General features: G+C 61.1%; 13 protein-coding genes. 7 read left to right on the top strand and 6 right to left on the bottom strand.

Annotated elements, in window-relative coordinates:
• The first annotated feature begins 287 nt into the window (after nucleotides 1-287).
• From AAFH49_RS01325 to mutM, 3 genes are all read left to right on the top strand, one after another.
• The gene (locus AAFH49_RS01325; protein ID WP_342295402.1) at nucleotides 288-1,247 is read left to right on the top strand and encodes a M48 family metalloprotease; all 960 of its coding nucleotides are present in this window, start codon (nucleotides 288-290) and stop codon (nucleotides 1,245-1,247) included.
• A 131-nt stretch (nucleotides 1,248-1,378) separates the two neighbouring features.
• Nucleotides 1,379-2,293 carry a PhzF family phenazine biosynthesis protein gene (locus AAFH49_RS01320; protein WP_342295401.1) on the top strand — a complete coding sequence of 305 codons (915 nt, stop codon included), beginning with the start codon at nucleotides 1,379-1,381 and terminating at the stop codon, nucleotides 2,291-2,293.
• Nucleotides 2,294-2,495: 202 nt separating this feature from the next.
• Nucleotides 2,496-3,362 (top strand): DNA-formamidopyrimidine glycosylase, encoded by an 867-nt coding sequence (mutM, locus tag AAFH49_RS01315; protein WP_342295400.1) that lies wholly within the window; start codon nucleotides 2,496-2,498, stop codon nucleotides 3,360-3,362.
• On the opposite strand, the gene AAFH49_RS01310 is transcribed toward mutM, so the two are convergent.
• From AAFH49_RS01310 to AAFH49_RS01290, 5 genes are all read right to left on the bottom strand, one after another.
• Nucleotides 3,318-3,614, bottom strand: a complete 297-nt coding sequence (locus AAFH49_RS01310) for a hypothetical protein (RefSeq protein ID WP_342295399.1) — start codon at nucleotides 3,612-3,614, stop codon at nucleotides 3,318-3,320. The genes mutM and AAFH49_RS01310 overlap by 45 nt on opposite strands.
• 101 nt (nucleotides 3,615-3,715) lie before the next feature.
• Complete coding sequence (locus AAFH49_RS01305) at nucleotides 3,716-4,045, bottom strand: hypothetical protein (RefSeq protein WP_342295398.1); 330 nt, start codon at nucleotides 4,043-4,045, stop codon at nucleotides 3,716-3,718.
• Nucleotides 4,045-5,451 carry a radical SAM protein gene (locus tag AAFH49_RS01300; RefSeq protein WP_342295396.1) on the bottom strand — a complete coding sequence of 469 codons (1,407 nt, stop codon included), beginning with the start codon at nucleotides 5,449-5,451 and terminating at the stop codon, nucleotides 4,045-4,047. Before AAFH49_RS01300 ends, AAFH49_RS01305 begins: the two co-directional genes overlap by 1 nt.
• Nucleotides 5,452-6,073: 622 nt before the next feature.
• Nucleotides 6,074-6,835, bottom strand: a complete 762-nt coding sequence (locus tag AAFH49_RS01295) for a prolipoprotein diacylglyceryl transferase (protein ID WP_342295395.1) — start codon at nucleotides 6,833-6,835, stop codon at nucleotides 6,074-6,076.
• Between the two features lie 115 nt (nucleotides 6,836-6,950).
• Nucleotides 6,951-7,994, bottom strand: a complete 1,044-nt coding sequence (locus tag AAFH49_RS01290; protein WP_342295394.1) for an SDR family NAD(P)-dependent oxidoreductase — start codon at nucleotides 7,992-7,994, stop codon at nucleotides 6,951-6,953.
• 189 nt (nucleotides 7,995-8,183) lie between these two features.
• On the opposite strand from AAFH49_RS01290, the gene AAFH49_RS01285 reads away from it, so the two are divergent.
• Complete coding sequence (locus AAFH49_RS01285) at nucleotides 8,184-8,690, top strand: hypothetical protein (protein WP_342295392.1); 507 nt, start codon at nucleotides 8,184-8,186, stop codon at nucleotides 8,688-8,690.
• A 192-nt stretch (nucleotides 8,691-8,882) separates the two neighbouring features.
• Nucleotides 8,883-9,935 (top strand): bile acid:sodium symporter family protein, encoded by a 1,053-nt coding sequence (locus AAFH49_RS01280; RefSeq protein ID WP_342295391.1) that lies wholly within the window; start codon nucleotides 8,883-8,885, stop codon nucleotides 9,933-9,935.
• A gap of 136 nt (nucleotides 9,936-10,071) precedes the next feature.
• Here AAFH49_RS01280 and AAFH49_RS01275 read toward each other — a convergent pair whose 3' ends face one another.
• The gene (locus tag AAFH49_RS01275; RefSeq protein WP_342295389.1) at nucleotides 10,072-10,785 is read right to left on the bottom strand and encodes a dienelactone hydrolase family protein; all 714 of its coding nucleotides are present in this window, start codon (nucleotides 10,783-10,785) and stop codon (nucleotides 10,072-10,074) included.
• A 134-nt stretch (nucleotides 10,786-10,919) separates the two neighbouring features.
• On the opposite strand from AAFH49_RS01275, the gene AAFH49_RS01270 reads away from it, so the two are divergent.
• Nucleotides 10,920-11,972: an LLM class flavin-dependent oxidoreductase gene (locus AAFH49_RS01270; protein WP_342295387.1), complete on the top strand. Its 1,053-nt coding sequence runs from the start codon at nucleotides 10,920-10,922 to the stop codon at nucleotides 11,970-11,972.
• A gap of 229 nt (nucleotides 11,973-12,201) precedes the next feature.
• Nucleotides 12,202-14,751 carry a TonB-dependent siderophore receptor gene (locus AAFH49_RS01265; RefSeq protein ID WP_342295386.1) on the top strand — a complete coding sequence of 850 codons (2,550 nt, stop codon included), beginning with the start codon at nucleotides 12,202-12,204 and terminating at the stop codon, nucleotides 14,749-14,751.
• Nucleotides 14,752-14,846: the final 95 nt, after the last annotated feature.

The raw sequence follows: 14,846 nt of genomic DNA, 5'->3' as shown, positions 1-14,846 counted from the left end.
TTTGCCCGGCCACGACTCTCGTTTAATGAACTGCCAGCGGGGCAAAATCGTTATTTCAACAGCCAGCTCCCATGCTTTTGAGCGGGCTGTAGGCAACGATAAAGCAATAAAAAACAGCGCTGCCGTTGCTTGATTACCAGCTCAATTCCTGTTGCGCTAAAATTGATTTACTGCCGTAGCTCCCCCGGTTGCAAACAGGCACTGCAGTTGGTTTTTTGCCCGAAAAGCTGGCATTGCGCTTGCCTTTAGGTTTGAATTAACAGTCATTTCCCTTCTCCTCCTTCGATATGGCTTTCCTCCCTCGTTTCATCAGCCGCTTGGCGGCCCCGCTGCTGCTCGCGCTGCCGCTGGCCCTGGCGGCTCCCGCACAGGCCCAAACCGCCCCCGCGCCCACCGACGTTATCCGCGAAATCACCGATGCTGTGGGCCTCAAAGCCCGTTTCCAGCTGCGGGCCACGCGAGAAGTCGACAACGCCGCCGCCGTGGTCTATGACGGCCAGCGCTACCTGCTCTACAACCCCGATTTCCTGAACGCCGTGAACCGCGCCGGCCACACCGACTGGGCCGGCATCAGTATTCTGGCCCACGAAATGGGCCATCACCTCAACGGCCACACCCTGCGCGCCGGTGGCTCGCAGCCCGCCGATGAGCTGGAAGCCGATGAATTTTCCGGCTTCGTGCTACGCAAGCTGGGGGCCAGCCTGGCCCAGGCCCAGGCCGCCCTGGCTACCGTAGCCGACGATGAGGGCTCCTCCACGCACCCCGGCCGCACGCCGCGCCTCACGGCCATCAGCCAGGGCTGGCAGCGCGCCAATGGCCAGATTGTAGCCAGCGCCCGCACCGCCGCGCCCTCGGCCGCTCCGGCCGTGGTGGCCGCCGCGCCCATGGCCCAGCCGTCCCGCGAAACCCCTGCTCGCCAAGTGCGCCAATATCCCACCATGCCGGCCGATGATGCCGGCCAAATGGTAGCAGTGAGCCAGAACTCCGGCGACGCCGTGCGCCTCGTGGGCCAGCTCACTTTCCGCAACGACCCCAGCCAGCGCTACTACCTCACCAACGCCCTGAAAGTGGTGCGCGTGGACGACGACGACAACGCCGATGTGGTGGGCCGCATCACCCGCACCACCAGCCAAACATTCCCCTTCGTGCTCACCGATGGCCAGCAGCGCCGCCTGTTCATCACCGCCCGCGGCGATGTGTATGACAAAGCTGGCCAGCGCGTAGCCAAGCTACACGATACGATGTAAATCATCTTTGTAGAAAATGGAAAGCCGGTCTGCACACAAGCGGACCGGCTTTTTTGTGGGTTGGCGGGTTAGGTTTTGATGTGCTGTTGTTCCTTCGTGGCCGGTTTACCCATCTCACCGGCCCCCTGCTTATGTCCCAACTCCCTTTCCTGCTCGTCGATGCTTTCACCACCGAGCCCCTGCGCGGCAACCCCTGCGCCGTAGTGCTCGATGCCGACGACCTCAGCCCCGCCCTGCGCCAGCGCCTGGCCCGCGAGTTCAACCAGTCGGAAACGGCTTTCGTGAACCGCGCCGCGCCCGGCAGCACCGAATTCACGGTGCGGTTTTTCACGCCGGCCGAAGAAATCCCGCTGGCCGGGCATCCCACCATTGCCACCGTCACGGCGCTGCTACACGCCGGCTGCGTGGCGCTGCCTGCCTCTGGCGAATCCCTCACACTCACCTTGCACCTGCTGCATGGCCCCATTCGGGTCGATGTGCTGCCGGGTGCGGCCGGTGCGCCGGCTTTGGTTTGGATGACGCAACGCCAGCCCGTTTTCGGGGCCACCCACGCGCCGGAATCAGTGCTGTCCCTCTTCGGCCTCACGCCCGACGACCTGCTGCCCGGCGCGCCTATCCAGACGGTGAGCACCGGCACGCCGCAGCTCATGATTCTGCTGCGCGACCACGCGGCCCTGCGCCGCGCCCACGTCGCCGATGCCGCCGCCTTCGGCCGCTATCGTGCCGAAAGCGACTTTTTCAGCCCGCACCTGTTTTGCCTGGGCGGCGCGACTGCGGCAGGCCACACCTTCGCCCGCCACTTCGGCACCCCGCCCGATGTGTCGGAAGACCCCGTCACGGGCTCGGCTACGGGCGGTATGGCGGCTTACCTCTGGCACCACGGCTATATCAGTTCGCCCGAGTTCATTGCCGAGCAGGGCCACGATATGGGCCGCGCCGGTGCGGTGCAGGTGCGAATCCAGGGTTCGCGCGAGGCTATTGAATCGGTGCAGATTGGCGGCACCGGCGTGGTGGTGCTGGAAGGGGGGCTGCGTGGGGATTTGTAAGAGCAGGGTGCAACCGGGACTGGCTTATTTCTGTTAACAGGCCAGAGAAAGAACGTCATGCTGAGCGTAGTCGAAGCATCTCTACCGCAGCAGTAATCCTTTTGATTGGATTGCGTTGCGCAGTAGAGATGCTTCGACTACGCTCAGCATGACGTTCTATGTCGCATCAGTACTCAGCCCCTAACCCTCAATACTTTCCACAGTGCCCGAACTCCCCGAAGTCGAAACCTACCGCCGCTTTATTGACGAACTGGCCGTGGGCCAAACCATCGCCGCCGTGCAGGTGAACGATGCCCACGTCCTGGCCACGCCCGAAGACCAACTCCGCGCCGGCCTCGTGGGGCGCACCATCAGCGGCACCTCGCGCCTAGGCAAAAACTGCTTTCTGGAACTCGACAACAGCAAAGTCCTCGTCCTGCACTTCGGCATGACCGGCGACATCGGGGCCTACCGCGACGAGCCCGATGCCCCACGTTTCACCCGCGTAGCGCTGCATCTGGACGATTCCGGCCTGCGCCTCGCCTTCATCGACCCGCGCAAATTCGGCCGCATTCGCCTCGCCGAGAGCGCCGCCGCCCACCAGGCCGCCAAGAAAATCGGCCCCGATGCCCTCGCCATCACCGCCGCCGAATTGCAGCAGAAACTCAGCCGCCGCAAAACCCTGCTGAAACCATTGCTGCTTGACCAAAGCATCACCGCCGGCCTCGGCAACTGGATTGTGGATGAGGTGCTGTTCCAGTCCAAAATCAACCCGGAGCGGCTGGGTTCTTCTTTGGTGGAAAAGGAGTTCAAAGCCCTACACGCCGCCATTCAACTGGTATTGAACACGGCCATCGACCACGAGGCCAACTACAAATATTTCCCCAAGTCCTTCCTCATCCACGCCCGCGAGTGGGACGATTCGGCCACGCCTGGCTCAGATGCCCACACCTTTTGCCCGCGCCACCCGAAGGTGAAAATCGAGAAAGAATACGTGGGTGGCCGGGCTACTTACACCTGCCCCAAGTGCCAGCCCGCGCCCGACTCAGTGCATGTTGCCGAGCCCGCCGCCGAGCGCAAAAATGCCTGAGCACGCCCCAAAACCAATAATTAGTACCAGCAGCATACTCAGGAAATAAGGTGCGGCCCCAGGCTCACCGGGCTTGCTGCCCAGGTGCGTGAAACCCAGAATCAGGTTGAACGATGCCTGCCCTAAATAGACCAGCGCGAAAATGAAAGCCGCCGCTTGGTCGACGAGCTTCGCGGCCAGCCCGAATACTATGGCCGCTGCCAGCACGGCCAGCAAGTTATTGCGCACAATGCTGCCAAAGGTAGGAGGCATGATAAGCGGCTAGTTGATTGGCAATTGGTAGTACAAGATATGCCGTAAATCCGATGCTTTGGCCCGCCGATTGGCAGGGTATGGCTACATGCCGCTGTCGCTCACTGCATACTTCCCATGTGCATGTGGGACAGCGAGTAGGCACAGCTGCCCAGCCCAATCAGAAAAATGCCGATGCCGGAATAAATACAACCCATCACCGTCTGACTGCGGCCCATAAACGCCAGCCCGATGGCCGCCAACACATTGAGGCAAAACAAACCCGCCAACGCAAAGAAATAAGCGTAAGCCGTTTCGCCGGGCCGGCCAGTGGTCGCGGCAAAAGCTGCCAGATAGAGCACCAGCATCAGGCCCGCATTGAGCAACAGCGGGCCTCTTACGCTGCCTCGTGTGCGTTCGGGCGGTGGTCCGGGTTCCTGGTTTGGGGCCATTAGATAATCCCGATTCGTTCGGCCCGCAATTCCTCCAGCCGCGCCAGCTTCTCTTGGTCGCGGTAGAAGATATTCATCGTTTCAAACGGAATAATTTTCAAATCCTTGCTTACGATATGAACGCAGGATTTTTTCACGGCCCGCACGTCGAAATTATACGCATCCATGAATTGCAGTATGATAATTCGGAACAGGTTTTCGTAGCCCAGATTGGGGGCCGAAACCTGCGGCAGGCAGCACAGCAATTGGTTGATTTCGGGCACCACCGTATCCACGGTATTGGCCGTGCTGAAGAGCTTGAGCATGTGCTGGCGCAGGCGCGGGTCGCGCTCATACACAATGGTATTGCCGCCGCTCTGGAGCAGCTCGGCGGGGTCCACATAGCGGGTGAGGGGGAATACTTCGCCGTCGATTTTCAGGGCGTAGGCCATGGCCAGCGCGTCGGGGTTGCAGGGTACGGGCAGCAGGTCTTCGGCCGAGAAAACCGGGCTTTGGTCGATGATGCCCTGACGCACTTCGGTGAGCGAAAACGAGTCGGTTTCGGGGTTGAAATTATCGAGCCGCCCGGCCGCCTGCGTGGGCTGAAACGTGACGCCGCGAATGCACTTCTGCTTCAGCGCGTAGTCGATGATTTCGCCCATCTCGTCATCGTTCAGGCCCTTTTGCAAGGTCACGACCAGTGTGGTGCTGAGATTATATTTATTCAGATGCTCAATGGCCTGCTTGCGCACCTCGCGCAGGTCGCGGCCGCGCATGGCCAGCAGCACGTTTTCGCGGAAAGAATCAAACTGCAGATACACTTCAAATGCGCCCGCATACGTGGCCAGCCGCGCCACAAAAGCCTCGTCCTTGGCCAGGCGCACGCCGTTGGTGTTCACCATCAGGTGCTTGATGGGCTTGCGCTTGCACATGTCCAGAATTTCCCAGAACTGCGGGTGCAGCGTGGGCTCGCCACCCGAGATTTGGACCACGTCGGGCTCGCCTTCGTTGGCCACCACCAGGTCCACCATGGCTTCCACTTCTTCCAGGGTGCGGTGCCGGCCGTGGGTGGGACTGCTTTCGGCGTAGCAGGTGGGGCAGGTGAGGTTGCAGCGGTCGGTTATCTCGATGACGGTGAGGCAGCTGTGCTGCTCGTGGTCGGTGCAGAGACCGCAGTCATACGGGCAGCCGAAATGCGTGGCCATGTTGAAGCGGCGCGGCGTTTCGCTGGGCTTCACGTAGTTGCGGATGCTTTTGTAATACTCAATATCGGTGGCAATACGGACTCTTTGACGTCCGTGCTCGGGGCAGCGCTTGAACATGAACACGTTCCCGTCCTCGAAGACGATTTTGGCCTCGATGCGTCGCAGGCACTGCGGGCACAGGCTGAGGGTGAAATCGTAGTAGGTGTAAGGACGTTCGGGCATGGAGCGGAAGTTGGAAACAATTAAGGGAAAAGACCTTTTGGAAGTTGACTGGAAATAGGCGGCAGTGCTAATTAATTCCTGATGGTTTTCGCTCGCTTTTTAAATGAAAGTTGTGGGATGTGCTCTAATATGTTTGTGTCAGGATGTACATAAAATTCTATGAACTCAGGGTTCAAATAAATCTGTGAGTAGTGACTGAAATAGCTGTATGCTTCACCCCGCCAGATAAAACGCTGGTTTTTTTTATTCCAAAGCTTTTCGTCCTCGAACACAACCTTGTCGGCCACGAACCAGAAAATCATTTCTTTATATTCAAGTAATGCTACAGGAATGCGGTTGATTATTTCTGAATATACTTCGTCCCAATCGTTGCCAACTTTGCCGCGTAAAAATCTTACTAATAATCCGTAATTGATTTTGCCATTGTAAAATTTACGACTTGATTTTACGCTTTCAAACTGAGGTAATTCTTCGAGGTCTGATTTGGCCTTTGAATTTCTAGTATCAGCAAAATCTCCACTCTGCACATATTTCCTTTTGCTGCCCGATGTCTTCATCATACTCATCAACCAGCGTTTGTGATATAATTGCATTTGCGTATTTAAAAGGGCGTTTAATGAAATTAAGATTTTTGTAATCTGGATGAGGATGGTGTTGAAAACCAACCCCAAACATAATACCCCAGCCCCGCCACGCACGCCCATTGTATCGCCGTGAGCCCCAGCCCCGGCAGCGCCGCCGTGGGCTTGATGAACTCCACCAGCAGCCGGAATATCAGATAGCCACTCAGAAACAGCTGAAACCGCCGGCCATCGGCCAAAGAAGTGCGCCGTTCCAGCAGCCACAGCAGCAGCGCCAGCGCCCCCAGAAACAGGATTTCGTACAGGTTGGTGGGGTGACGGGCGATGCCATCGCCGAAATTGATGCCCCAGGGCAGGGAGGTGGCGGTGCCGTAGGTGCCATCTTCCAGCCCGCTGAAAAAGCAGCCGAGCCGGCCGATGGCAAGGCCCAGCAGGATGGGAAACACCATCAAGTCGCCGCTGCTGGCCGTTACGCCCAGGCGCTTTTTGGTGAGCTCCACGCCGATGAGGCCGCCCAGGAAGCCGCCCACGATGGTTTTGTTGGTGAAGTAGTAGAGCCAGCCGCCGGGCGGGTGCGCCAGCAACTCGGGGTGCTCCAGCAAGCCCAGCAGGCGCGAGCCGAACAAGGCCCCGGCGGCGGCCCCCACAAAAATCCATTGCCGGTGCGCGTCGCTGATGCGGTCGCGAGTGCCAGTGCGCAGGCGCTGGTAGAGGCGGAAACCGAGGGTGTAGGCCAGTACCTCGCACAGCAGGTGCACGGGTAGGCGGGCAGGACCGAGGGCTAGCTCGACGGGGAAATGCATGGCGCAAGATGCGCCGTAAAACCGATTACCCCGAATTGAAAATTCGGCCCGCCAGAACGACTCTTTGGAGAATCGTTTTAGCGGGCCGAATTTTCAATTCGGGGTAATTGTGGCATTATAGCTCGTTATTCTTAGCGGCGGCTTTGCGGGTGAGGGCCGTGAGGGGCGAGCGGGTAGCGTCCGACTCGCTCTCGAAGCCGGTGCGACGCACGTTGGCCGCCGGGCTTTCGCCGGTGGCGGGCAGGGCGCGGTTCATCCAGCTCAGGATGTCGGTGGTGGTGCCGGGCAGCAGGCCGTGGAAAGCGGCCAGGAATTTGGCCGGGAGGGAGAGAATTACCTCGCCATCGCCACGGCGGCAGGCGTTCCAGATTTGGCGGCCGGCCTGCTCGGCGCTCAGCGTGAAGCCGGGCAGCGAATCGGCAATGCTGAACCAGGCAAATTCCTTTTGCTGCTGGCCCTTGAACTCGGCGTGGTCGGGGCTGCCGGTGCGCAGCAGGCCGGGGCACACGGTAGTCACCGAAATGCCGTGCTGGCGCAGTTCCGCCCGGAAGCCTTCGGAAAGGCCCACCAGTGCAAACTTGCTGGCGCTGTACGGAGCCATGTGGGGCAGCGCCACCTTGCCGCCCAGCGACGAGATATTGACGATGCGGCCCGCGCCGCGCTTCCGCATACTGGGTAGCACGGCCTGCATGGCATGCAGCGGAGCCCAGAAATGCACGGCCATCGAGTCCTCGAAATCGCGCGAGTCCATGTTGTCCAGCGGGCCGGCGGTGATGATGCCGGCGTTGTTAATGAGCACATCAACCGGCCCGAGGCGGTTTTCGACTTCGGCCACCATGGTGCGCACTTCCACTTCGTTGGTGATGTCGCGGGCCAGGGTGAGCACGTCGGCCTCGGCCGCGCCGGCCATGAGCAGGTCCTGGCGGGCGCGAGCCAGCTCGGCCTCATCGCGGGCGCAGATGGCCACGCGGGCACCCTCGACCACGGCCTGGCGGGCCAGCACGAGGCCCAGCCCGCGCGAGCCGCCGGTGATGAGTACCACGCGGCGGCTCAGGTCGTAGGAGCCGCGACGGTTGCCCCACAGGGTAAGGGCCAGGGTAGCCGCGCCGAGGCCGGCGGCCAGCAGCCAATTGGATTTGGAGCGTTTGGCGTGTTTCATGCTCAGTAGTATGGCAAATGGCCGCGAAAGGTTGCACTGCTGGCCCGGGAGGCCCGAATTTTCGGGCGGCGCTGGCACGAAAGATGCGTGGCAGGGCGTTCGGCACGAAATGAGCCGGGCTTTTGGCCGATATTTACTCCGTCATAGCGCTATGTTGCCGGGCGCTGTTTTTTGCTTTTTCGCTTTTCTATGAAATTCTTGTTGCTCTCGCCGCTGCTGGCCCTGGCTTTGTTGTCGGCGGCTCCGGCCGCCCACGCGCAGGCCACCGTCAAAACCAAGGTGAAGCCCGCCGGCCAGCCCAGCGTGAAAACCAAAACCACTGTGCCCGATGAGCCGCCCGTGGTTTCACCACCCGATGCCGTCATCGATGGCAAAGCCAATGCCCTCACCACCAACATGCAGCAAAACCTGGGCCTCACCCCCCAGCAAACCGAAAAGGTGCGCGTCATCAACCGCCGGGCCGTGGAGCAGGTCGAAATCGGCCGGCTACGCTATAAATCCGACCCGCGCAAGCTGGCCGGCGTGGTAGAAAGCGCCGGCCGCTCGCGCCTCGAAGCCCTCAAGGACGTGCTCAACCCCGCCCAATTCGGCAAATACCAGCGCAAGCGCGAAGAGAAAATGGGCGTGCCCAACGTGCAGGGCGTGCAGGGCAACGCCGCCCCCGGCCTGGGCAGCGGCGTGCCTGGCGGCGAGTAGCAAAGTAGCGCGAACTTTTAGTTCGCGTCCCCGGCGGAAATCCGAATGATGTCCAAACGGCGCGGGGACGCGAACTAAAAGTTTGCGCTACTATCGTATTACTGCTTCTAAAAGCGTCAGATTCTCAAGAGTCTGGCGCTTTTTTGTTGCCTCACTCGCATCACAACTGCCGCCCCCGGCGTATTCCTGCCCATGACTCCATCCCCGCCGCCTGCCCCAAACCGCCTCGTCGCCCTCCTCGCCCGCGCCGGGCTCGACTGGTTTCTGCTGGCGCTGCTGGGGGTGGTGGCACTGGCGTACTTCGCGCCGGGCCTGGGCAGTAAGGCTAGTCCTGTGCCCTGGCACGACATTACCACGGTGGGTGTGGCGCTGGTTTTCTTCTTTTATGGCCTGAAGCTGAGCTTTGAAAAGCTGCGCGATGGCATGCGCAACTGGAAGCTGCACACGCTGGTGCAGCTCAGCACCTTCGTGCTGTTCCCAGCGCTGGCGCTGCTGGTGCGGCCATTTTTTGGAGCCGAGGGCGGCGAAATGCTCTGGCAGAGTATCTTCTTTCTGTGCGCGCTGCCCAGTACGGTTTCCACATCGGTGGTGATGGTGAGCATTGCGGGCGGCAACCTGCCGGCGGCTATTTTCAACGCCAGTATTTCCAGCCTGCTGGGCATCGTGCTCACGCCGCTGCTGTGCAGCCTCTTTCTACATACCGGCACGGGCGGCGGGCAGCTCTGGAGCCTCGGGGTGCAGCTGCTGTGGCAGGTAGTACTGCCGGTAGGGGCGGGGGTGCTGCTCAATTCGCGCTTCCACGCCTTCGCCGACCGCCATAAAGCCGCTCTGCGCGTCTTCGACCAGGTCACCATCCTGCTCATCGTTTTCACCGCCTTCTGCGATTCCTTTGCCGATGGCATTTTCAGCCGCTACCGCCCGGCCGATGTGTTCAAGCTGGGCGCGGGCATGGTGGCGCTTTATTTGGTGGCGTTTGCCGTTATCTGGGGCCTGAGCCGTGCCCTGAAATTCCCCCGTGCCGACCAAGCTGTGGCCGTATTCTGCGGCTCGAAAAAGTCGCTGGTTCACGGCAGCGTGATGGCCAGCTTGCTATTTCCGGCCAGCGCCGCCACCGGGCTCATTCTATTGCCGCTCATGCTGTACCACGCCTTACAGATTATTATGGCCAGCAGTATGGCGCAGTATTTGGGCCGGCAGGTGGTGGCGGTTGAGCCTGAACCTGTGACAGTAGCCAGAGCTCGATAGCACCAAAAAAACGTCATGCTGAGCGCAGTCGAAGCATCTCTATCGCGCAACGCAATCCATTCGATTGAATCACTACTGCGGTAGAGATGCTTCGACTGCGCTCAGCATGACGGGCTCTCTTTGTTGCCTACAGAAGCTACGCTCCCAGCTTCTCCCCAAAAAACGCCAGCGTCAGTGCCCAGGCTTCCTTGGCTGCTTCGGGGTGGTAGCTCGGCCGCTCATCGCAGTTGAAGCCGTGGTCGGCGTAGGAAATAACGGTGTTGATGTAGGGCTTCTTCGCCACTTCCACCGCCTCGATTACCTGGTTAATCTGCTCTTTGCCGATGTGGGCATCGAGCCCGCCCCAGAAGAAAAGGTGCGTGGCGTGCAGGTCCTGGGCGCGGTCGGCAATGGTGTGGGTGCCGCCGCCGTAGTACGAAACGCCCGCCGCCAGCGGCAGCACGGCGTTGGCCAGAAACGACACCCGGCCGCCCAGACAGAAGCCGATGCTGCCAATTTTGTCGGCCTTCACCAGCGGCTGTGTCGTCAGCCAGTCGTAGGCCGCCTGCAGGTCCGAGGTCAGGTCGTTGTTATTGATGGCGCTGTAGTGCGGCATGGCCACGCTATTAAAGTCGGAATAGGCAATTTCCAGGCCCGGCGCGGCCGTGCGATGGAACAGCTCGGGCGCTACCACGGCGTAGCCGGCCGCCGCCAGCCGGTCGGCCACGCTGCGGATGTGGTGGTTCACGCCGAAGGCTTCCTGTAGCAGAATGATGCCCGGCACGGGGCCGGTGCTGCTGGGGAAAGCCACGTAGGCGCGCATTTCGGTGCCATCGGCCACGGCGAGGGTGACGAAGTTCTGGTCGCTCATAGTAAAGGAATGGGAGATAGTTCGGCCCTTAACAGCTGAGCGGGCAATTGTTCATCGCGCCGGCCCGGCCAGCGGGCTATTCCGAACCGGATGCCCCCACCAGCGGTTAAGCACCTTGTTCCAATCCCCCAGCTATGAACGCCACCCCCAAACTTCGTCTTAACGTCCTCGACCAGTCGCCCATCCGGCCCGGCAGCACCGCCCGCGAGGCCCTGCTCGAAACCGTGCAGCTGGCCCAGCTCGCCGACCGCCTCGGCTACACCCGCTTCTGGGTGAGCGAGCACCACAACACCAACACGCTGGCCGGCTCCACGCCCGAAGTCCTCATTGCCCACCTCGGCAGCCAGACGCAGCACCTCCGGCTGGGCTCGGGCGGGGTGATGCTGCCCCACTACTCGGCTCTGAAAGTGGCCGAAAACTTCCGCTTGCTCGAAAACCTGTTTCCCGGCCGCATCGACCTGGGCATGGGCCGCGCGCCCGGCGGCGACCGCCTCACCGCCCACGCCCTCAACCCCAGTAATACCTTCAGCGAGCAGGATTTCGTGGAGCAGCTCATGGACCTGCAAGCCTACCTGCGCGATGAAAAAGTGCCCGACACCATCCACGAGCGGGTGATGGCCATTCCCACCACCCCCACCGTGCCGGAGCTGTGGCTGCTGAGTTCCAGCGGCCAGAGTGGCCTGTTTGCCGCGCACTTAGGCATGGCGTTTTCCTTCGCCCAGTTTATTAATGGAGCCGGTGGTCCGGCGGCCGTGCGCCAGTACCGCGAGCGGTTCCGGCCCAGCCGCGAGCTGGCCGCGCCGCTGGCCAATGTGGCCGTCTTCACCTTCTGCGCCGATACCGAGGAGAAAGCCGACGAGCTGCGCAAAGCCATGGACATGCAGCTGATTCGCTTCAACCGGGGCGAGTTCCGCACCTTCCCGTCAACCGAGGAAGTGCGCAACCACCGATTCTCCACTGAAGACCAGGCCCACCTCGCCTTCAACCGCAACCGCGTAGTGAGCGGCACCCCCGAGCAGGTCCACGTCCAATTCACCCAAATGGCGGCCGACTACGGCGTGGAAGAAATCACAGCCGTCACCATCACCGCCGATTTCCAGGACCGCCTGCGCTCCTACGAGCTACTGGCCGAAGCCTTCGAATTGTCTGCCCCGGTGGCCTCGGAGCGGGAAGCCACCCTGGTGTAGCCAGCTCTGACATCGATTTACTGTTGTGAAACACCCGGCTCATCAGCCGGGTGTTTTTTTGTTGATAGATATCTGATATTTAAAATATTAGAAGATGATGTTGATAGAATCAACCGGATTGTCGCGAAAATTCCAGTGTTATTATTTAGAATGACTCTAAATAGTGTTTGGAATGATTCTAAATAGGCTGCACCTTTGTGCTCTATTTTGAATCTGTCTAAATAACCTCATGAGGTACTTCGTCACGCTCCTGTCTCTTTCTATTGCTCTGCTGCCCGCCACTGGGTTTGCCCAGGATATGCCGATGCGGCATCACAAGCAGCATGGCAATGAGAACAATGGCACGGTGACGGGCCGTGTGCTGCTGGCCGATGGCCAGCCGGCCGAGCAGGTTTCGGTGCGCCTCAAGGGTAGCGAGCGCGGCACCGTGACCGCCGCCGATGGCACCTTCACCCTGAAGGTGCCGGCCGGCTGGCAGGCGTTTGTGGTGAGCTGCCTGGGCTGCCAGGCCCAGGAAGTGGCCGTAGAAGTGCAGCCCGGTCAGACGGCCACGCTGCCGCCCTTCACGCTGGCCCGCGGCGAGCAGGAGCTACAGGAAGTGACCGTGACCGGCGCAAAGAGCCTGAACCAGCGCACGCCCAGCATCGGCAAGATGCCCATCGCGCCCCTCGATAACCCCCAGGCCACGCTCACCATCGAGCGGCCGGTGCTGGAGCAGCAGCAGGCGCTGCGCCTGAGCGACGTGCTGGCCAACGTAGCCGGCGTGTACGTGATGGGCACCACCGGCGGCACCCAGGAGGAAATTGCCAGCCGCGGCTTCGCCTACACCAGCGCCAATACCTTTAAAAACGGCGTCCGTTTCAACAACGGCATCATTCCCGAAGTAAGCTCGCTGGAGCGCATGGAGGTGCTGAAGGGCAGCGCGGCCATCCTCTACGGCAACGTGGCGGCCGGCGGCGTGCTGAACCTGGTGACCAAGAAGCCGCAGTTTCAGCGCGGCGGCTCGGTGGGGCTGCGGGTGGGCAGCTTCGGCTTCGTGAAGCCTCAGTTTGACATATATGGTGCCGTGGGCCAGAGCCAGAAAGTGGCCTTCCGCCTGAATGGCACCTACGAGCGCGCCGACAGCTACCGCGACGGCGTGAGCAGCAACCGCGTGTATGTGAACCCCTCGCTGCTGTTCCGCCTCACGCCCAAAACCGACCTGATTATCGAAGGCGACTACCTGCGCGACAACCGCACGCCGGACTACGGCATCGGAGCCATCAACTACGAGATTCAGGACTCGCGCAGCCGTTTCCTGAACGTGCCCGGGGCCAGCAATGCCACCAACCAGACCAGTGCCACCGCCACGCTCACCTCGCGCCTCAACGACACCTGGCAGGTGCGGGCCGTTGGCTCGTTCCAGCGCTACGATAACGCCCTGAAAAGCGCCGCCCGTCCCACCGGCATCATTGCCACGCCTGGGCCTACCTACGGCAACTGGACGCGCGGCCTGCAACGCACCGAAACCGCCGAAAACTACTTCCTGGCCCAACTGGACCTGACCGGGAATTTCCGCACCGGCCGCATCGGCCACACGCTGCTAGTGGGGGCCGATGCCGACCAGTACGACAGCAACACGCTGGCCTACACCAACCCGGCCTCACCGTCAAAACCCACTACCGCCGTTGCGGCCTACGATGTTATCAACATTCTGGACCCCAGCAAGGTAATCGCGCAGCCCACTGAGCGCCTCACCGATTTTAACAGCCTGGTGCGCAACTCGCTGACGCTGGGCAACACCCGCCGCGCCGGTTTCTACGCCCAGGATTTGCTCAGCCTTTCCGATAAGGTGAAGCTGCTGGCCGGCCTGCGCTGGAGCTACCAGGAAACGCCCAGCGACGTGTACACCTACAACACAATCGCCAGCGTGGCGGCCAAAACGGCCAACACCTACCTGGAAAACCGCCGCTACGACAACGCGTTTTCGCCGCGCCTGGGCCTGGTGTACCAGCCCATCAAAACGACCTCCCTGTTTGCCTCCTACGCCAATTCTTTTGCCCCCAACACGGGTATCGACCTGCAGGGCAAGTCGCTGGCCCCTTCGCTCATTGACCAGTTTGAAGCGGGTATCAAAAACGAGTTGTTCAAAGGGGCCCTGTCAGCCAACGTGACGGCCTACCGCATTGTGAACAGCAACCAGGCCCAGGCCGTACTTCCCACCGACCCGCGCTATACCACCGCCGCCACCGCCAGCCCCATGGAACTGGCCGGCCAGGTCACCAGCAAAGGCGTGGAGGTAGACGTGCAGAGCCGCCCCATCAACGGCATCTCGCTCATTGCCGGTTACAGCTACAACCAGACGGCTTATACCAAGAGCAACGTCTACGAAGACGGCAGCCGCCTGCGCTACAACCCCGCCCACACGGCCAACGCCAGCCTGTATTACAGCTTTGGCAACGTATTCGCCAACAGCGCCCTGCGCGGCCTGAGCGCCGGCGTGACGGCCTACTACGTGGGCGACCGCCTGGCCGGCCGCAACAACCGCACCCTGAACCCCGCCACCGGCAAGCCCTGGGTCGATGCCAACAACAACCCCGTGGCTGATGCCTTCAAGCTGATTGCTCTGCCTAACTACATGCTTTTCGATGCCTCGCTGGGCTACTCTTACGAGCGGTTCTCGGTGCGCGTGAAGCTGGCCAACCTGCTCAACGAGCTGAGCTACAACGTGCACGACGACAACAGCATCAGCCCCATCGCGCCCCGCAACTTCGCCGCCACGCTCACCTACAAGCTGTAATCAATACCGTTTTCGGAACGGCTCAACTGCCCGGATGAATAGCCGCCCGCTATTCATCCGGGCAGTTGAGCCGTTCCGACGCCTGCGCTTTCAAA

It is taken from the genome of Hymenobacter segetis (assembly GCF_038448715.1).
Classification (GTDB): domain Bacteria; phylum Bacteroidota; class Bacteroidia; order Cytophagales; family Hymenobacteraceae; genus Hymenobacter; species Hymenobacter segetis.
The sequence above is the reverse complement of the archived record's forward strand: the minus strand, read 5'-3'. Positions and strand labels throughout refer to the sequence as shown.

Excerpts from the sequence above, each read along its gene's own strand:
- AAFH49_RS01325 (WP_342295402.1), top strand. The coding sequence starts at position 288 with ATGGCTTTCCTCCCTCGTTTCATCAGCCGCTTGGCGGCCCCGCTGCTG.
- AAFH49_RS01320 (WP_342295401.1), top strand. The coding sequence starts at position 1,379 with ATGTCCCAACTCCCTTTCCTGCTCGTCGATGCTTTCACCACCGAGCCC.
- AAFH49_RS01310 (WP_342295399.1), bottom strand. The coding sequence starts at position 3,614 with ATGCCTCCTACCTTTGGCAGCATTGTGCGCAATAACTTGCTGGCCGTG.
- AAFH49_RS01305 (WP_342295398.1), bottom strand. The coding sequence starts at position 4,045 with ATGGCCCCAAACCAGGAACCCGGACCACCGCCCGAACGCACACGAGGC.
- AAFH49_RS01300 (WP_342295396.1), bottom strand. The coding sequence starts at position 5,451 with ATGCCCGAACGTCCTTACACCTACTACGATTTCACCCTCAGCCTGTGC.
- AAFH49_RS01295 (WP_342295395.1), bottom strand. The coding sequence starts at position 6,835 with ATGCATTTCCCCGTCGAGCTAGCCCTCGGTCCTGCCCGCCTACCCGTG.
- AAFH49_RS01290 (WP_342295394.1), bottom strand. The coding sequence starts at position 7,994 with ATGAAACACGCCAAACGCTCCAAATCCAATTGGCTGCTGGCCGCCGGC.
- AAFH49_RS01285 (WP_342295392.1), top strand. The coding sequence starts at position 8,184 with ATGAAATTCTTGTTGCTCTCGCCGCTGCTGGCCCTGGCTTTGTTGTCG.
- AAFH49_RS01280 (WP_342295391.1), top strand. The coding sequence starts at position 8,883 with ATGACTCCATCCCCGCCGCCTGCCCCAAACCGCCTCGTCGCCCTCCTC.
- AAFH49_RS01275 (WP_342295389.1), bottom strand. The coding sequence starts at position 10,785 with ATGAGCGACCAGAACTTCGTCACCCTCGCCGTGGCCGATGGCACCGAA.
- AAFH49_RS01270 (WP_342295387.1), top strand. The coding sequence starts at position 10,920 with ATGAACGCCACCCCCAAACTTCGTCTTAACGTCCTCGACCAGTCGCCC.
- AAFH49_RS01265 (WP_342295386.1), top strand. The coding sequence starts at position 12,202 with ATGAGGTACTTCGTCACGCTCCTGTCTCTTTCTATTGCTCTGCTGCCC.